The organism is Pseudomonas sp. H1_D05 (genome assembly GCF_054682705.1).
Genome location: NZ_CP162825.1, coordinates 3552116 through 3572276 on the forward strand (window position 1 = coordinate 3552116; position 20161 = coordinate 3572276).

Genomic DNA, 20161 nt, shown 5'->3' on the forward strand with positions numbered 1-20161 from the left:
TTTTTATGCTCGAACAGGCTCAACGCGTCCTCAAGGACATCTTCGGCTACGACAGTTTCCGTGGCCGTCAGGGTGCAATCATTGAGCGCGTGGCCAGTGGCGGTGATGCGCTGGTGCTGATGCCTACCGGTGGCGGCAAGTCCCTGTGCTTTCAGGTGCCGGCGTTGTTGCGCGATGGCCTGGCGGTGGTAGTGTCGCCGCTGATTGCGCTGATGGACGATCAGGTCGCCACCCTCGAAGAGCTCGGTGTGGCCGCCGCCGCGCTGAACTCCACCCTGAGCGCTGAACAGCAGCGTGACCTCGCAGCGCGGATCAAGCGCGGCGAAGTGAAGATGTTGTATCTGGCGCCCGAGCGTCTGGTACAGCCGCGCATGCTGTCGTTCCTGCAAGGCTTGAACATTGCGTTGTTCGCCATTGACGAAGCGCATTGCGTGTCGCAGTGGGGCCACGATTTCCGTCCGGAATACCTGCAACTGGGCCAGTTGGCCGAGATGTTCCCCGATGTACCGCGTATCGCCCTGACCGCCACCGCCGACAAGCGCACCCGCGAAGAAATCGTCACCCGCCTGCATCTGCAGAATGCCGAGCGCTTCCTGTCGAGCTTCGACCGCCCGAACATCTTTTACCGCATCGTGCCCAAGGAGCAGCCGCGCAAGCAGTTGCTGGCGTTCCTCGCCGAGCGGCGCAGTGACGCCGGCATCGTCTATTGCCTGTCGCGCAAGAAAGTCGAGGAAGTCGCGGCATTCCTCAGCGAGCAGGGCTTCCCGGCGTTGCCGTATCACGCTGGTCTGCCCAATGATCTGCGCGCCTTCAATCAGAAGCGCTTCCTCAACGAGGAAGGCTTGATCATGGTCGCCACCGTGGCGTTCGGCATGGGCATCGACAAGCCCAACGTGCGTTTCGTCGCCCATCTCGATCTGCCGAAATCCCTTGAGGCGTATTACCAGGAAACCGGGCGCGGCGGCCGTGACGGTCTGCCGGCGGATGCGTGGATGGCCTACGGTCTGCAAGATGTGGTGATGCTCAAGCAGATGCTGCAGAACTCCGAAGGCGACGAGCGGCACAAGCGTCTGGAACAGCACAAGCTTGATGCCATGCTGTCGCTGTGTGAAGAAACCCGTTGCCGTCGTCAGACCCTGCTGGCGTACTTCGATGAAGATATGCCTGAGCCATGCGGTCACTGCGACAACTGTGTCGACGGGGTGCAGACCTGGGACGCTACCGAACCTGCACGTCAGGCATTGTCGGCGATTTTCCGTACCGGTCAGCGTTATGGCGTCGGCCATCTGGTCGACGTGCTGCTGGGCAAGGACAACGAAAAAGTCCGCAGTTTCGGCCATCAGCATCTATCGGTGTGGGGCGTCGGCAAGGCGTTGAGCGAGAGCGAGTGGCGCTCGCTGTTCCGTCAATTGGTGGCGCGCGGTCTGGCGGATGTCGATCACGAAGGTTATGGCGGTCTGCGTCTTAATGACAGTTGCCGGCCATTGCTCAAGGGCGAGGTCACGCTGGAGCTGCGCCGCGATCTCAAACCGCAGGTTACGGCCAAAACCGCCAGCAAGAGCCCAGCCAGCCAACTGGTGCGCGGCGAAGAGCGCGAACAGTGGGAAGCCTTGCGCGCCCTGCGGCGCAAGTTGGCCGAAGAGCATGGCGTGCCGCCGTACGTCATCTTCCCCGATTCCACGTTGTTGGAAATGCTCCGCAGCCAGCCGACCTCGCTGGCGGAAATGGCCCGGGTCAGCGGTGTCGGCGCACGCAAGCTGGAGCGCTACGGCGATGCCTTCCTCGAAGTGCTCGGTGGCGAGGCCGAGGCGCCGAAAGCGGTGGCCGACGTGCGCCACGAACTGATCACCCTGGCCCGCGCCGGCATGACGCCGCTGCAGATCGCCGGGCAGTTGCAGTGCTCGGAAAAGAACGTCTACACCATGCTCGCCGAGGCGATCGGCAAACAGCAGTTGTCGCTGGAACAGGCGCTGGATTTGCCTGAGGAGTTGATGGGTGAGGTGCAGGACGCGTTCCTCGATGGCGAGGGTGAGTTGCCGTCGGTCGCCGAAGTGGCGGAGCTGTTTGCCGGGCGTGTGCCGGAGGGCGTGCTGTATTGCGTGCGGGCTGCGTTGCAGTCTGAATTCGAGATGTAATTTGGCCGTCGCCCCTCACCCCAGCCCTCTCCCGGAGGGAGAGGGGGCCGACTGAGGTGTCTTGCGCCATACATCGACCTGAATGACCGGGTCGATTATGGATTCAGCGTTGAGCTGTCAGGTCGGCGTAATTCCCAAATATCCCCCGATCAGTCCCCTCTCCCTCTGGGAGAGGGCTAGGGTGAGGGGCTCTCAAGATGTAACGATTCAGTACAGACCGCCACTTGCCTATAACTGCAGCTCATGCTTAGCTGGCTAATAATTAGATTTTCTTTATTTTCAGTCTAACCGTGAGTGTTTTATGCCGTTAACCGATCAACACCGCTTTGGCATGCAACTGGCCCAGATGTCCCGTGGCTGGCGTGCCGAACTGGACCGCCGACTGGCCGGACTGGGACTGTCCCAGGCGCGCTGGCTGGTGCTGCTGCATCTGGCGCGTTTTGAAGAAGCGCCGACCCAACGTGAGCTGGCGCAGAGCGTTGGTGTCGAAGGTCCGACCCTCGCTCGCTTGCTCGACAGTCTGGAAAGCCAGGGCCTGGTGCAACGCCAGTCCGTGATGGAAGACCGCCGGGCGAAAAAAATCGTCCTCTGTGCACCGGCCCTGCCACTGATCGAACAGATCGAAACCATTGCCACACAACTGCGTCACGAATTGTTCGAAGGCGTCGACGAGGCGGATTTGAAGGTGTGCATGCGGGTTCACGGGCACATTCTGGGCAACCTGGAAAAATCTTGAGGCACATCCACGTGCCGTATCTTTGAGAGATCGCGCTGAGCCGACTATAAGAACTACTGGGCAATATCGTGTTCGTACCGGATGTGCGAACGCATAGAAGTCGGTTTTGCTTATTTAAGGGATGCTCATGCTCGCAAGTCGGCACGTGGTACTGCGCGGTGGCGCCAAATGGCTGCTGGCCGCTGGCGTATTCAGCTATTCGGCCTGGTCGATGGCTGTGGGGCTGGGTGATATCACCGTTCATTCAGGTCTCAATCAGCCGCTCAAGGCCGATATCGCGTTGGTCGATGTTGGCGGGCTGACGCCAAACGATCTGACGGTGCGCCTGGCCACGGCGGATGAATTCGCCGAGGCCAAGGTCGAGCGGGTGTTCTTCCTCAACGACCTCAAGTTCATCCCGATCCTGCATGGCAATCGCCAGATGATCCGGGTCACGTCAAGCAAACCAGTCAACGAACCTTTTCTGAATTTCCTTGTGCAGCTCAATCAGCCCAATGGCCGTTTGCTGCGTGAGTACACGGTGTTGATCGACCCTCCGGGTTCGCCGGGTATCGTGCCGGCCACCGATGAACCGGATCCGCGTGCACAATCTTCCGCTTTTCCCAGCGTCGAGCCTGTTGTCGCAGCGCCGCAGGCACCTCAGGCCAAACGCGATGCCGTGCCCGCGCCAACGCCTGCAAATCCGCCCGCCGACGATGCACTGGCCGAGCAACTGGCTGCCAGTGTCTTGCTCAATCAGCAATTGCAAAAGAGCGTCGATGAGCTGAACGCCAAACTGCAGACGCAGGATGTGCAGATTGCCGCTGGCAAGAAGCAGATTACTGAGCTGCAAACGCAATTGACCGAACTCAGGAAAGCCCCGCCACCGACCGAAGTCGCTCCGGCACCTGCCCCGGTTGTGGCACCTGTCGAGTCCACAGATGACGGTTTGAACTGGCCATTGTTCGGGGGCCTGTTGCTGTTGCTGGGGGCCTTGGCCGGTCTGTTTGTGCAACGTCGACGGCAACAGTCGCAACAGGCTGATCGACCGCTGCCACAGTTGCCGCAGGGCGAGGAACCTGAGGTAGATGAAGTCGAAAACGCAGAGTCTGTCAGGGCTCACACCTCAACCCAACACCGTGAAGAACCGGCAGCGGGCGATGTGCTGGAGGCAGTAGCAATCTATCTGGCCTACGGCCGCTTGGGCGAAGCTGCTGGGTTATTGCGCGACGCTTTGCACAAGGAGCCGGAGCGCACCGATATCGGTTTGCAGTTGCTCGAAGTCCTGGGACGCCAGGGTGACAGCGCCGCGTATGAACAGCAGGAAAGTCAGTTGTGTGAACAAGGCGTGGATGCCCAGACGTTACAGGACGTTCGTGTTCGACATCCGAAACTGGCGGGTGCCGCACCGTTGGCCGCGGCGGTGCCCGTCATTGCGCTGGCGCCTGCTGTCACGGCCCAACCGGCGCCTGAAGATGATTTCGAGTTGAATCTGGGCGAGCTGTCGATGGATTCCAGTTGGGATCTGGAAGACAGCCGCACGGCCACTACTGAGCCAGCGGCAGACACCTCGGCGCTGGGCTCCAGCCTGAAAATACTGCCGCAGGATTTTGAACTGCCGGAAGCGGCCGGCGAGGACGCCGAACTTGAGTGGATCCCTGAGCCGCACGCCGAGCCGCTGGATGAAGATTTTCTCAATGAGTTTGCCGATGCCGAGCCGTCTCTGGTGTTGCAACCGTTGGACTTGCACGCAGCTGAGCCGCTACACGATGAAAACTCTGGAAAACTCGAACAAGCGCAGACCTGCATTGATGACGGTGACATCGACAGTGCGATTGCGCTGCTTAACGAGTTACTCAAGGAAGGTGATGAGCCGTTGAAGCAAACGGCGCGAACGTTGTTGGCGGGGATTCGCTAATACCCGATTGATTTGCGGTGGCGCTGATATCGTTTTCGCGAGCAGGCTCGCTCCCACAATTGGAATGCGTTCCCGTGTGGGAGCGAGCCTGCTCGCGAAGACGGATTGTCAGGCGACCTGATCAGAAGGTCTGGCCAAGGTTCAGATAAACCGCCTGCTCATTCGCATCATTCAGCCCGTAACTGAAATTCAACGGCCCCAGCGGCGTGTCAAAACCAATGAACACGCTGGCGGCGTTGATGTAGCCACTGTCGAACTCATTGTCGTTGTTCCACGCCCGCCCACGCTCCAGCGAGGCGCCGGCATACAGCGGAAAGTCCAGCGGCAGATACGAGCGCGGCGTCAGCCGGCGGTAGTACACCGCGCGCATCAGGCTGACGTTCTGCCCGGAAATCGCGTCTTCACGGAACCCCGACAATTGCCGCGCGCCGCCGAGCAGGAAGCTCGACGTCACCACATTGGCATCGTCCAGCGTACGCCCGTAGCGCCCGCCGAGAATCAGCGTGTCCGGGCCACGGCTCATGGCTTTGTCGAGTTTGAATTCCCATTGTCGATAACGCGTATCCGAACCCAGCCCCGGTTCGAACTGCATCAGCGTCAGGCTGACGTCCTTCCCGTCGTGAGGGAAGTAGACGTTATCCAGTGAGTCGTACGAATATTTCAGCGCATAGAAGCCTTCGTTGAAGTTTTCACTCGGCAGATCCTGATCACCAATGCGCACATCGGCCTTGCCCCAGGCCTCGCCGACACCGAACCGCACTTCGCCGTTGTTGCCGATCTGGCGACCGAAGTTAAGGCCGAAACCGTAGCGCTCGACGCGGTACTGTGCGATCGGATCGTTGTCGAGCACCGCTTCAACGTTCTGCGCCTCGAACGAGGCGTACGGTGCGACGAAATAGCGCGAGCCGACGTCCAGCGGTTGATAGAACTCGGTATACAGCTCTTGTTTATCGCCAATCTGCGCGCGTGTCAGCCATTCCGCGCCGAGGCGGTTGATGCCGTTGATGCGGTAACTGGCACCGAGGTTGAAGGCGCTATCGCCGCGCATGTCGTCGGACAGATTGAGACCGACCCGCAGGTAATCGGTACCGCTGCGCTTGCCCCGGGCACTGATCACCAGTGTGTGGTCCTGGCCCTTGTGCACCACGCGGTACTGCACTTGTTCGAAGTAGTCGAGGCCATACAAGGTGCCCATGTCCGAGTGCAATCGCCCCAGGTCCAGCGGCTCGCCAATGTGCTGGCGAATGTAGTAGCGGATCACGTCGTCGTCGACTTTTGAGTCGTTCTCGACGCGGATCGCGGTGATGATCGGCGTGCGCTGCCCCGGGGAACGGGCGGCAGCGAGTTCGGCGTCTTGGGATTCCTCGGGTTTGAGCACGGCGAGGCGCGCATCGAGGATGCGGGTCGCGCGGTAACCTGCGTCGATCATGTCCTGGGCTTTACCGAAATCGGTGACACCGTATGCGGCCAGCGCAGGCTGGATCAGCACATCGGAGGATTTCAGCGCGGCCAGTTGTTCTTCGGAATTACTGCGGGTCATCAGGGTGATCGACTGGTTCAGCACATCGACCACGGTGGTCAGTTGCTTGCGGTTGCGCAGCGGTGTGCCGATGTCGACGACGATGGCCACGTCAACGCCCATTTCCCGCGCGACATCCAGCGGGATATTGTCGGTCATACCGCCGTCCACCAACAGCCGGCCGTCGAGCTCGACCGGGGCGAACACCGCCGGGATCGACATGCTGGCGCGGATCACCTGAGGCAAGTGGCCTTTGCGGAACACCACTTTTTCGCCATTGGCAATGTCGGTGGCCACAGCGCGGAACGGGATCGGCAGTTTGTCGAAATCCCGGGTATCGCTGGTGTGGGCCAGCAGGCTTTCCAGCAGCAGCGCGAGGTTCTGGCCCTGAATCACACCCAGAGGCAGGCCGAGACTGCCGTCGTCGCGAAAGCTGAGTTTCTGTTTCACCAGAAAGTCGCGGTCATCCTGTTTGCGTCGAAACGGCACGTCCTCGCGCGGCGGGGCGTCGGACAATGCGGCTTGCCAGTCGATGTTCAGCGCGAGTTTTTCCAGCTCATCGATCTTGTAGCCCGAGGCGTACAGGCCGCCGACCACCGCGCCCATGCTGGTGCCGGCAATCGCATCGATTTTGATGCCTTGTTCTTCGAGGGCTTTGAGCACGCCGATGTGCGCCAGACCACGCGCAGCACCGCCGGACAGCACCAGGCCGACTTTCGGTCGCGGCGCGTCACTGGCGTGAACAAACAGTGGAAGCAAACCAAGCAGCAGGCAGAACAGCAAACGGCGCATTGTGAGTCTCGGGGCAAGCGATAAAGCCGGCTATTATAGCGGCGCCCTCTGTCTCAGGAGTTTCAGCGAACATGACTGTCGCAAAAGCAGAAGTTGTCATCACTTATTGCACCCAATGCCAGTGGCTGCTGCGCGCGGCGTGGCTGGCGCAGGAACTGCTCAGCACCTTTGGCGATGACCTCGGCAAAGTGTCTCTGGTGCCCGGCACCGGCGGGGTATTTCACATCAGCTGCGACGGCGTGCAGATCTGGGAACGCAAGGCTGATGGCGGTTTTCCCGAGGCCAAGGTGTTGAAGCAGCGGGTTCGCGATCAGATCGATCCTGACCGCGACCTCGGTCACAACGACCGCACTCAGTGAGACGCAGCCTCGGCGGCGACGGCTTTCTTGTCGGCGTGGCCGGACATCCGCGCTGACACGACGATGGCAACAATGATCAACGCACCGCCGAGCAACATCTTCGACGTCGGGTTTTCATTGAACAACAGCCAGGCGACGGTGATGCCGTAGACCGGCTCCAGCGCAAACACTACCGCCGCCGTGCGCGCCTTGATCACCGCCAGACTGGCCACAAACAGGCTGTGGGCGACGCCGGTACAGAACACCCCGAGCAGGGCGATCCAAAGCCAGTCCAGTGCACGCACCTCGCTGAGTTGCGGCGCCGCCACTGGCAGCAGACACATTGCCACCACCACGTTTTGGCACAACGCCGCCTGCACTGCCGGGATGCGCCCGGAGCTGGCGCGGTTGGTCAGCGACAATAGCGAAAACAGCAGCCCCGAAAGCACTGACCAGAGCAAGCCGATGGTCGCACCGCTGCCGAGATCGAAGGCCGGGGTCACCAGAATCAGGCCAATGCTGACCAACACCACCAGCAGAATTTCATTGGCACGGATGCGTTCACGGAAAATCAGCCCTTCGAGAATCACAGTGAAGGCCGGGAAACTGGCAAAACCCAACGTCGCGATGGCGACACCGGCGATCTTCACAGACAGAAAGAAACTCACCCAGTGCCCGGCCAGCAACACGCCGCTGAGGGCGAGGCGGCGCCAGTCCACGGCCTGAAGTTTCTGCCAGCCTTGCTGGCTGGCGAAACGGGCGAAAAATGCCAGGGCGAGTACGGCGAAAGCCGCGCGTCCAAAGACGATCACAGCGGGGGACGCAGCAGCGAGTTTGCCGAACACACCGGTGAGGCCGAACATCAAAGCACCGATATGCAGAGCGCCGAGGGCGGTACGCGGAGTCATTGCAATCCTTAATCCAGACACGGTTTCTTGTGATTGATACGCTCTGCGTGGGAATGCCTCTAGGGACGCTCTGCGTCCAGTGACGCGGAGCGTCACGGGCTACATTCCCACGCAGAGCGCGGGAACGATCAATAAGTCCATTGAACCCTGTATCGGCCTACAAGTCTGTCGGCAGACTATCGTCTTTTGTCGCAGGAATCGCGCCGAAGCTGGCCGGGCGATGCGCTGAACTCACGTAGGATCGCGGCCGAGAAAGCGCTCTGCGAGCTGTAGCCGACGCGACTGGCAACTTCGCCGATCGGCAGGGCGGTGTCGCGGAGCATTTGCACGGCCAGATGCAGGCGTCGGCTGCGGATGTAATCCATCGGCGTCTGCCCGCATTCGGCCATGAACCGCGCATGCAGACGCGCGCTGGACAATCCTGCCACCCGTGCCAGATCGGCGACTTGCAGCGGATACGCGGCGTATTGCTCGATGTGCGCATCCAGTGCGGCATAGGGGAGGCGGCGAATGGCGTGTTCCGCAGGTTGCGCGTGATTCAGACTGGCCAGCAGCAACACCGCGCCTTGCTGGGCAATCAATGGATCGCTGACCGGACTGTTTGCCAGCCAGCTGACCAACTGACTTTGCCCCGAATCCAGCGACAAGCGCGCCGGTTGATCGAGCAGACGATGGCTGGCGTCGGCATGTTCGCCCAGTGAATCCGTCAGCCATTGGCCGTTCGGGATATCCAGTACCAGACAGCGGCTGCCATTGGGACTGCCGCAGGCATGATGAGCGCCGGAAGGGATAACAACAAAACTCTGCTGACGCACCTGACTGCCACTGCCCTCGACCTCGAAATCCAGCGCACCGGACAGCCCGAACACCAATTGCGCGTGGTCGTGGCTGTGGGCGATCAAATCGTGGGTGTACTGGCGCAGGGTGAGGATCGGTCGCATGGCAGGTTGTCTCCGAAGTGGTCGTCAGTCTACACCGGCGCACACCGGATGCGTTGTCACAGGACTGACTCACGCTTGTCATGGTCGATTAACCGGGCGCGCGCACAGTGGCGAAAACATCGCAGAGGGTTGCCCATGACCAGCGCCGAGCTCGCCCGACCCAGTCGTAAACAACGGGTGCGAACCCTGTGGATCTCCGACGTGCACCTGGGCACGCGGGATTGCCAGGCCGAGCACTTGTCGCAATTTCTCAAGGGCTACCATGCCGACAAGATTTACCTGGTTGGCGACATCATTGACGGTTGGAAGCTACGCGGCGGCATGTACTGGCCGCAGGCGCATACCAACGTGATCCGCCGCTTGCTGACCATGAGCAAGCGCGGCACCGAGGTGATTTACGTCACCGGCAACCACGACGAATTCCTGCGTCGTTATTCGAAGCTGATTCTGGGCAATATCCAGTTGGTCGACGAAGCGGTGCATGTCACGGCGGATGGCCGGCATCTGCTGGTGATTCATGGCGATCAGTTCGATGTAATCACCCGTTATCACCGCTGGCTGGCCTTCCTTGGCGACTCCGCCTACGAATTCACTTTGACCCTCAATCGCTGGCTTAACCACTGGCGTGCCCGCTATGGCTACGGCTATTGGTCGCTGTCGGCGTACCTGAAACACAAGGTGAAGACCGCGGTGAGTTTCATCAGCGACTTTGAAGAAGCCATCGCCCATGAATGCGTGAAGCGCGAGTTGCATGGCGTGGTGTGCGGGCACATTCACCATGCCGAGATCCGCAAGGTCGGCGAGGTGGATTACCTCAATTGCGGCGATTGGGTGGAGTCGTGCACGGCGCTGATCGAACACTGGGATGGCACGATCGAGTTGTATCGGCTGGCGGATGCGCAGGCGCGGGAGGCGGAGCTGAAAGCGGCCAAAGTCGCCGAACTCGCCTAATGCTCTGGTGATTGAGAGGGCCTCATCGCGAGCAGGCTCACTCCTACAGGGGTACGCATTTCAACTGTAGGAGTGAGCCTGCTCGCGATGAACCGCGCAGCGGTTCCCGAGGATGATTACGCTGGCGAGTGTTGCTCCATCGCGGCCTTGTAAATCGAGTTCTTCGGCTGCGCAAACAACCGCTCCATCATCGGCTCGAAAAAACTCAACGGCAGCGTGTCATAGTCAGGATCAAACGCCGCCGCATCGTATTTGGCGCAAAATTCGGCCGTTGCCTGAAACTGCGGATGACCGGCGAACTGTTCACGCAGATGCCGATCCATGCCCAGGTGATGAAAAAAGTAATAGCCCTGAAACACCCCGTGCTTCTCGACCATCCACACATTCTCAGCGCTGACGAACGGCTTGAGTATCGCAGCGGCAATGTCCGGATGGTTGTACGAACCCAGGGTGTCGCCGATGTCATGCAGCAAGGCACAAACCACATATTCCTCGTCGCGCCCGTCACGAAAGGCACGGGTGGCGGTTTGCAGCGAGTGGGTCAGGCGATCCACCGGGAAGCCGCCGAAATCGCCTTCCAGCAGTTTCAGGTGGGTCATGATCCGTGCGGGCAACTGTTTGGCGTAGGCGCTGAAGTCGGCGGCGATGATCGCCCAATCTTCTTGGGTACCGTCCTTCATATGGGTGAAGCAGGCATTGGCATTCATTGGCTGACCCTCATTCAGAACGCCACGCGACCCAGAATCATGTCGCGGTACATGACGAAGTCGCCAAGCAGGCTGTACAGCGGATGCTGGAAAGTCGCCGGCCGGTTCTTTTCAAAGAAAAAGTGCCCGACCCAGGCGAAGCTGTAACCGGCCAGCGGCAAGGCCAATAACAACAGCCAGGCGCCCTTGGCGATGGTCAGCGCGAGAATAAAAATCACCAGTGTCGTGCCGATGAAATGCAGGCGCCGGCAGGTACTGTTGCTGTGTTCGCTGAGGTAATACGGATAGAACTCAGCGAAGCTGTTGAAATGTTTGATGTTTTCCACGACCGCGTTCTCTGTGGTTATTGTTCTGGCGACGAGTTGTGCTGCGGGTAGCTTATTTGAGTCTAGAGTGATCATTGGCGTGGGCCAGTGACAATCGGCGCCACTTTAGTATCCTTCGCAAATCGGGCCGTAACATGCGGCCCATCATGTAAAAGAATAACGCCATGAGCGAACGAACGACTTCTGCAAGCTGGGCGATGGGGATTGTCAAAGCATTGGAGATGGACGGCCTGGATTGCCGGGTTCTGTTCAAACAACTGGGGCTCGATTACACGGCTCTGGATGATCCGGATGCGCGCTTCCCGCAAGATTCCATGACCCGTCTCTGGCAACGGGCGGTCGAGTTATCCGGCAACCCGGCGATCGGCCTGAACATGGGCAAGGTGGTGCGCCCGGCGTCTTTTCATGTCGCCGGCTACGCGTTGATGTCGAGCAATACCCTCGCCGAAGGCTTTCAACGGCTGGTGCGCTATCAGCGCATCATCGCCGAGAGCGCCGATCTGAGTTTCCGATTGCTTGATGACGGTTATGCGCTGATTCTGACCGTGCACGGTGACCATCTGCCGCCGACCCGGCAAAGCGCCGAAGCCTCGCTGGCCTGTGCGCTGGGCCTGTGCGGCTGGTTGACCGGACGCACGTTGCACCCGGTCAAAGTGCTGGTGCAGGGCGCCGAACCCGAGGACCTGGAACCCTACAAACAAGCCTTCCACGCGCCGCTGATGTTCAACGCGCCGTATGACGCGCTGATCTTCGAACGCGCCGACATGGAAGCGCCGCTGCCGACAGCCAACGAAGCGATGGCGCTGTTGCACGACCGCTTTGCCGGGGAATATCTGGCGCGGTTTTCCGAAAGCCGCGTGACCCACAAAGCGCGACAGGTGCTGTGCCGTTTGCTGCCGCAAGGTGAGCCGAAGCGCGATACTGTGGCGCAGACCCTGCATTTATCGCAGCGCACTTTGCAGCGCCGCTTGCAGGAGGAGGGCACCAGTTTTCAGCAGTTGCTCGATGACACCCGCCGCGAACTGGCCGAGCAGTATCTGGCGCAACCGAGCATGACGCTGCTGGAAATCGCTTATCTTTTGGGATTTGCCGACCCGAGCAACTTCTTTCGCGCGTTCCGCCGCTGGTTCGACACCACGCCCGGCGATTACCGGACGCGGTTGTTGCAGGCGCCGAGCGCGGTCAGTGACGCCAAAAGGCCGGAATACACAGTACAAACACCGTAATGATCTCCAGTCGGCCGAGCAGCATGCCGAACGACAGGATCCACTTGGCCGCATCCGGCAGGGTGGCGAAGTTACCTGCCGGGCCGATGGTTTCGCCCAGGCCCGGGCCGACGCCGGACACGGTGCTCGCAGCGCCGGTCAACGCGGTCATCCAGTCAACGCCGAGCAGCGACAGGAGCAGGGCGATCACGCAGATGGTGATGGCGAAGAAGAACGAAAAGGTCAGAATCGAACGGACGATCTCTTCGTCGAGACGGTGGCCGTTGTACTTCTGCTTGATCACCGCACGCGGGTGAATCAGTTGATTAAGGTTGGCCTTGAGCAAGATGTAGGCGACCTGGAAACGGAAGATCTTGATCCCGCCCGCCGTCGACCCGGAACAACCACCGACAAAACCCAGATAGAAAAACAGCATCAGTGAGAAGTTACCCCACAGGCTGTAGTCGCCGAGGGCGAAACCGGTGGTGGTGACCACCGACGTCACGTTCAGCGCTACGTGGCGTAGCGCCTCCAGCCAATGCAAATTGGTCGTCCACCAGTACCAGGTGCCGAGCACCAGCCAGGTCATCAGCAGCATACCGAGCAAACCCTGCACCTGCTGATCCTTTATCAGCGCCTTGCGGTTGCCGCGCAACGTCGCCACGTACAGGGTGAACGGCAGGCTGCCGAGAATCATGATGACGACTGCGACCCAGTGCACCGCCGGTTGCGTCCACTTGGCCAGGGATTGATCGGAGGTGGAGAACCCGCCAGTGGAGATCGCCGACATCGCGTGGTTGATTGCGTCGAACGGACTCATCCCGGCCCACCAGAACGCCAGGCTGCCAAGGATGGTGATGCCGACATACGCTGCCACAATCAGGCGCGCCACCATGTGCGAGCGCGGCATGACCTTTTCCGAGCGGTCCGAGGATTCAGTCTGGAACAGGCGCATGCCACCGATGCGCAGCAGCGGCAGAATCGCCACCGCCATGCCGATAAAGCCGATGCCGCCGAGCCAGTGCAGCAGCGAGCGCCACATAAGAATGCCCGGTGACATGGTGTCGAGCCCGCTGAGTACGGTCGAGCCGGTCGCGGTGATGCCGGACATGCTTTCGAAAAACGAGTCGGTGTAGCTGATGTGCTGGGTCAGCAGAAACGGCAGCGCAGCAAAAATGCACACCACCAGCCAACTGCTGACCGTCAGCAGGTACATGTCGCGCGGGCGCAGGTGAATGTGTTCCGGTCGGCCGGGAATCACCAGCGCGAGGCCGGCGACGAAGGTGATCATGCTCGCCCAGAGGAACGACGGCAGATCACCGGTGCGCTCGAAAATCACCAGGGTGGCCATAGGCACGACCATGGCCACAGCCAGGGTGATCAGGAAGATGCCGATGATGAAACCAATGATCCGTAAGGTCGGCAACGCCATGAAGTCCGCTCGGGCTGATGTGGGAAGGGCGCCATTCTACCCGTGGGGCAGGGCATGTAAACCGGCATCCTGTTGGTAGATACAGCTAGAATAGCCGCACATATTTTTCAGGAGGTGGCCGATGCAGGCTCTCGACGCGTTGCTCAACCGTGTTTCCGTTCCACGACTGGTCGAACCGGCCCCCACTGCCGAGCAGCGCGAAGCTCTGTTTGGCGCCGCATTGCGCGCGCCGGATCACGGGCATTTGCAGCCGTATCGCTTCCTGACGGTCGAAGGCGCGGCACGCGAGCAAATGGGCGAGTTGCTGGCGCAAGCTGCGCAAATGCAGGAAGGCGAAGTCACCGAAGCGATGATCGACAAGGCCCGTAACGGGCCGCTGCGAGCGCCGCTGGTGGTTGTGGTGATCGCCAGGTTGCAGGAACACGTCAAGTACCCGAAGGCCGAGCAGTTGCTGGCGGCCGGGTGTGCGGCGCACGGGATTTTGCTGGCGGCGTATGCGCAAGGGATTGGTGCGGTGTGGCGTACGGGTGATCTGGCTTATTCGAAACATGTCGCCCAAGGCTTGGGGCTGGCGGAAGGCGAAGAGGTCATCGCGTTTCTCTACCTCGGCACGCCGCAGAAAGAGCCGCGTGTGGCGGAAAAGGTTGATCTGGCCGAGTTCGTCAGCGCCTGGCCCGCCAACGCCTGAAGATCAAAAGCCCCTCACCCTAGCCCTCTCCCAGAGGGAGAGGGGACTGATTGGGGGATGCTGTAGAGGTACGCCGACCTGAAAGTGCTCGGCTGAATCCAGAGTCGATAACGGCTCCAATGCATTTCGAGTTCGGAGTCGATAACGGTTCCGATGCATTTCGAACCCAGAGTCGGCGACGATTCACGTGCCTTCCTGGCCCATAATCGACTCGGTGTTTCAGGTCGATGTCTGACGCAAGACACCTCGGTCGGCCCCTCTCCCTCCGGGAGAGGGCTGGGGTGAGGGTGGTTTTTAGGGTTGGACGACGGCGCCGGGTACAAGCGGCAATTCCAGGCTGGCAATAAACCCACCCTGCGGATGATTGGCCAGCGTCAAACTCCCACCATGCCGCTCCGCCGCCCTTCGCGCAATCGCCAGGCCCAAACCGTGTCCCGCCGCCGTCTGTCCCGGCGCCCGGTAAAACGGCTCGCCCAACTGGCTCAAATGTTCAGCCTGCACCCCCGGCCCATGGTCGCGCACGCTCACGATGATTTTTTCACCCTGACGTGAAGCCTGCATTTCAATCGGCTGACCTTCCGGGTTGAAGCGCTGGGCGTTGCGCAGCAGGTTATCGACGGCGCGCTCGATCATGGTCGGCCAGCCTTTCAGATTCAGCTGCGGTTCGGCATCCAGACGCACGATCTGCTCGGGCGATCCCAGTTTTGCGTCCTTCTGCAAGAGGCCGAGCAACGCATTCAGATCCACCTCTTCAGCACTGGCGTTGTCGGCATCGACCCGCGCCAATACCAGAATTTCACTGATCAACGCTTCCAGCCGATCACACTCGCGCGTCAGGCGTGGCCAGAGTTTCTCGCGTTCTTCAGGGTTGGCGCGTTCGGCCAGGGCCAGGGCGATACGCAGCCGCGCCAACGGTGAGCGCAATTCGTGGGAAACGTCGCGCAACAGCTGTCGCTGGCTGCCAATCAGGCTTTGCAGGCGCGCGCCCATGCGGTTGAAATCGTTGGCCAGCACGCCGAATTCGTCGCGGCGGTTGGCCAGTTTCGCCAGGCTGTTCTGCTGATAAGTGGTCTGCCCGAGATCATGCACCGCGCCGCGCAAACGGCTGAGCGGGCGGGTGATGGAGAAGGTCACCAGCAGACTGAACAGGGTCAGCACCACCAACGCGATGCCCAGCGCACTCAATGGCCAAAGCAGGCTTTCGCGGTGCCAAGAGTCGAGTTCCGGATGCGGGATGCGGTAGATGAACAGGTAGGTGTCACCGGTTTTTTCGCTGGTGAATTCATCGGTCAGACGTCGCCATGGCAGACGCCGGTCATCATTGTTCTGGCGGGCTTCGAACGCGGCTGCGCGGCGCGGGAAGGTGCCGCGAACCACCGGGTCGCCGGATTCGTTCAGTACCTGAACATCGATGTGATATTGGCGTTTGCGCTGTTCGAGGATGTCCTGGGCAGCTTCCTCGCCCTGGGCTTCGTAGGTTTGCGTCCATTCGCCGGCGAGGGTGTTGAGGCCCGGATGGCGACTGAGGATCCACGCGTCCTGGTTGAGCATGTGCCCGAGCAGAATGGACAGCCCGGCCACCAGAGCGATGGCCAGCCAGAAGCTCGCGAGAATACGCCAGAACAATGAACGCACAGAAAATCCTCAGAACAAACGCAAATCCCTGTAGGAGTGAGCCTGCTCGCGATAGCGGTGAGTCAGACAAGTATTCGTTGACTGACACACCGCTATCGCGAGCAGGCTCACTCCTACATTGGATCGGTGGAAAAAGACCCGGCGGTGTTTAGCCGTCGGGTCCGGGTCAGAGCATTATTGCGCCTTTTGCGCCTGTTGCGCTTTCCACGCCTTGAATTCGGCCCATTCGGCGCGACGCTCGGCCTGTTTTTTCTGGATCTCGTCGAATTTCTTCTGTTGATCCGGTTTCAACACGGCGCGAACATCCGTCTCGGCTTGCTTGTGGTTGGCGGCCATCTCGTCCTTCATGGCTTTCTGGTCAGCCGGCGAGAGTTTTTCCAGATACTTGTCGACCACTTGCTTACGCTCGTGCATCTGCTCGCCCATGATCTTGCGGATCTGTTCGCGCTGTTCGCGGGACAGGTCGAGTTGGCTGTACGGGCCTTTGCCGTGCATGCCGTGCATCTGACCGCCGTGGCGTGGGCCGTCGAGCGGGCCACCCATCGGGCCACCGTCTTGCGGCATGGCCATGGCGACGGTTGGCAGAGCGGCAGCGAACATCAGAGCGATAAGAGTCTTGCGCATGGTGTATCTCCTTGTCTCGTTCCCGGTACGTTCCGGATGAGTTCAGATTACGGAGATCAAGGTCAGCGGCGGTCAGCACTGCGTAAAGCTTCGGTAAAGACACTCGAGCGCTGACCTGACAAACACACCCTGTAGGAGTGAGCCTGCTCGCGATAACGGTGTATCGGGCAAGAACATGTCGACTGACACACTGCTATCGCGAGCAGGCTCACTCCTACAAGGGGGAGCCTCAGAGGCTGTAGTAGTAACCGCGGCTGCGCAGCGCGACGATGCGTGGGCGACCGTCGGGATGCGGGCCGATTTTCTTGCGCAGGTTGCTGACGTGCATGTCGAGGCTGCGGTCGTACAGGGTCAGCTTGCGGCCGAGGGCGATCTGCGCCAGTTCCTGTTTGTCCAGCGGTTCGCCGGGTTGCTTGAGCAGGGCTTCGAGCAGACGGCTTTCGGAAACGGTGAGGGTCAGTTCTTTCTCGTCGATGCTGACCACGCCGCGCACCGGACTGAAACTCAGATCGCCCAGCTCAAGCTGCGTCGAGACTGCCGCCGGATGGCTGCGGCGCAGTACGGCGCGCAGGCGGGCGGTCAGTTCTCGTGGGTCGCAGGGTTTGGCCAGATAATCGTCGGCGCCCAGTTCCAGACCGAGGATGCGATCCAGCGGCTCACCCCGGGCCGAAAGCATCAGCACCGGCAGATCGGCGTGGTCGTTGCGCAGTTGCTTGAGCAGTTCCAGACCGCTGCCATCGGGCAGCATCACATCCAGCACCACCGCCGCCGGGGCCGTTTCGGCCAACGCCTTGCGTGCACTCTGGCCATCGTGGCAGGCGCGCACATGGAAGCCTTCCTGGCTCAGCCAGCTACTCAGGAGTTCGCACAACTCCTGGTCATCATCAATCAGTAACAGCTCGCTCATGACTCACTCAATTTAGCCATTGCCGACGTTTTCGGCTTGCTCCACTGGCAAAGATACCGCAGAGCAGCGCCAATAGCGCTACTCCGGCGCCCGTGACGAACCATTGCTGCTGATCAGTCAGCAGACGCGGCAGCGGGCTGGCCTGGGCTTCCTTGAGTTGCAGCTTGAGACGCTGGTTCTCCTGGCGCAACCGGGCGAGCTGGGCGCTTTCACGGGTATTGTCGGCATTTTGCAGTTGTTTGCTCAGTTCTTCCCGTTGCTGCTCGCTGGCCTTGAGGCGCTGCTGCAACTCGGTGATCTGGCTGCCGGCGCTTAACGACAATGGCGTGGAATTGCCGCCTTCGGTGGTTTCCTCACCATGGGCGGGTGCCATGATCGACAACGTGACCAACATCAGACACAACGGACCCTTGCGCATCGCGACACCTGTTTCCAAATGGATATTGGGCAGGTTGTCGGCAGGCAAACGAGAATAATGAGCGATTGAGAGCAGCAAGAACCAGGAAGGTTCATTGCATGAGGCAGTGTCGCGAGTGATGAGGGGTAAATCCCCTCATCACCGGACGTTTAAGGCAGGACTTGCTTGAACGGCTTGACGACCACGTTGGCGTAGACACCCGCGGCGATGTACGGATCAGCATCGGCCCATGCCTGCGCAGCGCTCAGGGAGTCGAATTCGGCGACGATCAGGCTGCCGGTGAAACCCGCTGCGCCCGGATCATTGCTGTCGACGGCCGGATGCGGGCCGGCCAATACGATGCGGCCTTCGCCCTTGAGCGCTTGCAGGCGTTCCAGATGCGCAGGGCGCGCGGCCAGGCGTGCTTCCAGCGAATTGGCGACGTCGGTGGCAATGATGGCGTAGAGCATGTCAGTCCTCGGTTTTTGGTGTTGTTGGGGTATCGGCATCGTGCAGATGACGCGACAGGTAAATGCCCTGTGCGACCAGGAATACCAAGGTCATGCCCAGGCTGCCGAACACCTTGAAGTCCACCCAGTAGCTCTGGAAGGTGAAGGCGACGAACAGGTTGGCAGCGCCGCAGAACAGGAAAAAGCCGATCCAGGCGATGTTCAGGCGGGTCCAGACCGGATCCGGAAGGCTCAGTGCGTGGCCCATGATGCGTTTGATCAGCAGGCGGTCACCGATGAAGTGGCTGCCGATGAAGGCGACGGCGAACAGCCAGTTGACCACCGGGGCTTTCCACTTGAGGAAGGTCTCGCTGTGGAAGGCCAGCGTCAGGCTGCCGAAAACCAGGCAGGCAATCAGGGTCAGCCATTGGCTCTTTTCCAGCTTGCGCTGTTTGATGAACAACGCGCCGTACACCACCAGGGAACTGATGATCAGCATCGCCGTGGCGCTGTAAATACCGCCTACAGTCACTTCATGGCCAGCGATGTCGACGACCCGTGGATCAAGTTTGTAAACGATGAAGAACAGCAGAAGCGGGATGAAATCGATGAATTGTTTCACAGTGAGAGCCAGAAGCTGGATGTGGCGGCATAATAACAAACATATGGGCGCGCGATAGCGCCAGCTGATTTGAGGTTACAACTCCCCGTGAATGTTGATTTGCATTGCCATAGCACGGCCTCCGATGGCGCCCTCGCGCCTGCGGTTCTGGTTGCGCGTGCGTTCGAGAACGGCGTGCGAGTCCTGGCGTTGACTGACCACGACACCCTCGAAGGCCTCGCCGAAGCGCGCACGGCTGCCAACGAATTGGGCATGCAACTGGTCAACGGCGTCGAATTGTCCTGCACCTGGGGCGGCGCGACGATTCATGTGTTGGGCTACGGTTTCGACGTCAAAGCCACACCGTTGGTCGAAGCGATTGCCAGATTGCACGATGGGCGCTGGCTGCGGTCGGAAGAAATAAGCCGCAAACTCGCTCTCAAGGGTATGCCCGGTGCCCTCGAAGGTGCCCGGCAGGTCCAGCAGGAACTGGGTGACAGTGGCAACGCCCCGGCCCGTCCGCATTTCGCCGACTGGATGGTGCGTGAAGGTTTTGTAAAGGATCGCGCCGAGGCATTCCGCAAATGGCTCGGCGCCGGCAAGCTGGGTGATGTCAAGTTGCACTGGCCGACGCTGGAAGACACCGTTGGCACACTGCGTGCCGCCGGGGCCTGGGTCAGCCTCGCGCATCCGTGGCACTACGATTTCACCCGCAGCAAGCGCCGGAAGCTGATTGCCGACTATATTCAAGCAGGCGGGCATGCGATCGAGGTGGTCAATGGCCATCAGCCTGCGGAACAGGTCGGCAGCCTGGCAATCCTTGCCCGTGAGTTCGGTCTGCTGGTCAGCGCCGGCAGTGACTTCCATGGCCCTGGCGGCTGGTCAGAGATCGGCCAGTACCGGCCGGTTCCCGAGGACCTTCCACCCCTGTGGTGTCGGTTCAAACATGACACAGATATTGCCGCCGTCTGAA

Annotated in this window: 20 protein-coding genes; 8 read left to right on the forward strand and 12 right to left on the reverse strand. The window is 60.5% G+C overall.

Annotated elements, in window-relative coordinates; translation table 11 throughout:
- Window positions 1-5 precede the first annotated feature (5 nt).
- From recQ to AB4O11_RS16015, 3 genes are all read left to right on the forward strand, one after another.
- Window positions 6-2135 (forward strand): DNA helicase RecQ, encoded by a 2130-nt coding sequence (gene recQ / locus AB4O11_RS16005; protein WP_460127454.1) that lies wholly within the window; start codon window positions 6-8, stop codon window positions 2133-2135.
- Window positions 2136-2436: 301 nt separating this feature from the next.
- On the forward strand, window positions 2437-2871 hold the full coding sequence (locus tag AB4O11_RS16010; protein ID WP_016984207.1) for a MarR family transcriptional regulator: 435 nt from the start codon (window positions 2437-2439) through the stop codon (window positions 2869-2871).
- A gap of 127 nt (window positions 2872-2998) precedes the next feature.
- Window positions 2999-4768, forward strand: coding sequence for a FimV/HubP family polar landmark protein (locus AB4O11_RS16015; protein ID WP_460127457.1), 1770 nt, complete (start codon window positions 2999-3001; stop codon window positions 4766-4768).
- 121 nt (window positions 4769-4889) lie between these two features.
- Here AB4O11_RS16015 and AB4O11_RS16020 read toward each other — a convergent pair whose 3' ends face one another.
- Complete coding sequence (locus tag AB4O11_RS16020; protein ID WP_460127459.1) at window positions 4890-7079, reverse strand: patatin-like phospholipase family protein; 2190 nt, start codon at window positions 7077-7079, stop codon at window positions 4890-4892.
- A gap of 71 nt (window positions 7080-7150) precedes the next feature.
- On the opposite strand from AB4O11_RS16020, the gene AB4O11_RS16025 reads away from it, so the two are divergent.
- Window positions 7151-7438, forward strand: coding sequence for an Rdx family protein (locus AB4O11_RS16025; protein ID WP_108225929.1), 288 nt, complete (start codon window positions 7151-7153; stop codon window positions 7436-7438).
- On the opposite strand, the gene AB4O11_RS16030 is transcribed toward AB4O11_RS16025, so the two are convergent.
- Together AB4O11_RS16030 and AB4O11_RS16035 are read right to left on the reverse strand one after the other, a co-directional pair.
- Window positions 7432-8325, reverse strand: a complete 894-nt coding sequence (locus AB4O11_RS16030; protein ID WP_460127461.1) for a DMT family transporter — start codon at window positions 8323-8325, stop codon at window positions 7432-7434. The two genes, AB4O11_RS16025 and AB4O11_RS16030, sit on opposite strands and share 7 nt — an antisense overlap.
- Window positions 8326-8501: 176 nt before the next feature.
- Window positions 8502-9266 (reverse strand): AraC family transcriptional regulator, encoded by a 765-nt coding sequence (locus AB4O11_RS16035; protein WP_093442629.1) that lies wholly within the window; start codon window positions 9264-9266, stop codon window positions 8502-8504.
- Between the two features lie 135 nt (window positions 9267-9401).
- Between AB4O11_RS16035 and AB4O11_RS16040 the strand changes: the two genes are divergently transcribed.
- Entirely contained in the window at window positions 9402-10217 is an 816-nt protein-coding gene (locus AB4O11_RS16040) for a UDP-2,3-diacylglucosamine diphosphatase (RefSeq protein ID WP_007919701.1), read from the forward strand.
- A 116-nt stretch (window positions 10218-10333) separates the two neighbouring features.
- Here AB4O11_RS16040 and AB4O11_RS16045 read toward each other — a convergent pair whose 3' ends face one another.
- Both AB4O11_RS16045 and AB4O11_RS16050 read right to left on the reverse strand, forming a co-directional pair.
- Window positions 10334-10924 (reverse strand): HD domain-containing protein, encoded by a 591-nt coding sequence (locus AB4O11_RS16045; protein WP_460127463.1) that lies wholly within the window; start codon window positions 10922-10924, stop codon window positions 10334-10336.
- Between the two features lie 14 nt (window positions 10925-10938).
- A complete protein-coding gene (locus AB4O11_RS16050; RefSeq protein ID WP_093442638.1) occupies window positions 10939-11250 on the reverse strand; it encodes an Mpo1-like protein in 312 nt (103 codons plus the stop codon).
- Window positions 11251-11414: 164 nt separating this feature from the next.
- On the opposite strand from AB4O11_RS16050, the gene AB4O11_RS16055 reads away from it, so the two are divergent.
- Window positions 11415-12476: an AraC family transcriptional regulator gene (locus tag AB4O11_RS16055; RefSeq protein ID WP_218189349.1), complete on the forward strand. Its 1062-nt coding sequence runs from the start codon at window positions 11415-11417 to the stop codon at window positions 12474-12476.
- On the opposite strand, the gene AB4O11_RS16060 is transcribed toward AB4O11_RS16055, so the two are convergent.
- Complete coding sequence (locus tag AB4O11_RS16060; protein ID WP_099758316.1) at window positions 12433-13887, reverse strand: TrkH family potassium uptake protein; 1455 nt, start codon at window positions 13885-13887, stop codon at window positions 12433-12435. The two genes, AB4O11_RS16055 and AB4O11_RS16060, sit on opposite strands and share 44 nt — an antisense overlap.
- 121 nt (window positions 13888-14008) lie before the next feature.
- Here AB4O11_RS16060 and AB4O11_RS16065 point away from each other — a divergent pair, with 121 nt between their 5' ends.
- Window positions 14009-14575 carry a nitroreductase family protein gene (locus AB4O11_RS16065; RefSeq protein ID WP_460127466.1) on the forward strand — a complete coding sequence of 189 codons (567 nt, stop codon included), beginning with the start codon at window positions 14009-14011 and terminating at the stop codon, window positions 14573-14575.
- Window positions 14576-14869: 294 nt separating this feature from the next.
- Here the strand turns inward: AB4O11_RS16065 and AB4O11_RS16070 are convergent, their stop codons facing one another.
- From AB4O11_RS16070 to AB4O11_RS16095, 6 genes are all read right to left on the reverse strand, one after another.
- Window positions 14870-16210: a sensor histidine kinase gene (locus AB4O11_RS16070; RefSeq protein ID WP_460127468.1), complete on the reverse strand. Its 1341-nt coding sequence runs from the start codon at window positions 16208-16210 to the stop codon at window positions 14870-14872.
- Window positions 16211-16384: 174 nt separating this feature from the next.
- Complete coding sequence (locus AB4O11_RS16075) at window positions 16385-16834, reverse strand: Spy/CpxP family protein refolding chaperone (protein ID WP_257357561.1); 450 nt, start codon at window positions 16832-16834, stop codon at window positions 16385-16387.
- A gap of 229 nt (window positions 16835-17063) precedes the next feature.
- A complete protein-coding gene (locus AB4O11_RS16080) occupies window positions 17064-17741 on the reverse strand; it encodes a response regulator transcription factor (RefSeq protein WP_093439526.1) in 678 nt (225 codons plus the stop codon).
- 7 nt (window positions 17742-17748) lie between these two features.
- Complete coding sequence (locus AB4O11_RS16085) at window positions 17749-18159, reverse strand: translation initiation factor 2 (RefSeq protein ID WP_099758320.1); 411 nt, start codon at window positions 18157-18159, stop codon at window positions 17749-17751.
- Between the two features lie 149 nt (window positions 18160-18308).
- Complete coding sequence (locus tag AB4O11_RS16090) at window positions 18309-18608, reverse strand: YciI family protein (protein WP_007919677.1); 300 nt, start codon at window positions 18606-18608, stop codon at window positions 18309-18311.
- A gap of 1 nt (window position 18609) precedes the next feature.
- Window positions 18610-19209, reverse strand: a complete 600-nt coding sequence (locus AB4O11_RS16095) for a septation protein A (protein WP_099758321.1) — start codon at window positions 19207-19209, stop codon at window positions 18610-18612.
- An 87-nt stretch (window positions 19210-19296) separates the two neighbouring features.
- Between AB4O11_RS16095 and AB4O11_RS16100 the strand changes: the two genes are divergently transcribed.
- Window positions 19297-20160 (forward strand): PHP domain-containing protein, encoded by an 864-nt coding sequence (locus AB4O11_RS16100; RefSeq protein ID WP_460127471.1) that lies wholly within the window; start codon window positions 19297-19299, stop codon window positions 20158-20160.
- Window position 20161 lies beyond the last annotated feature (1 nt).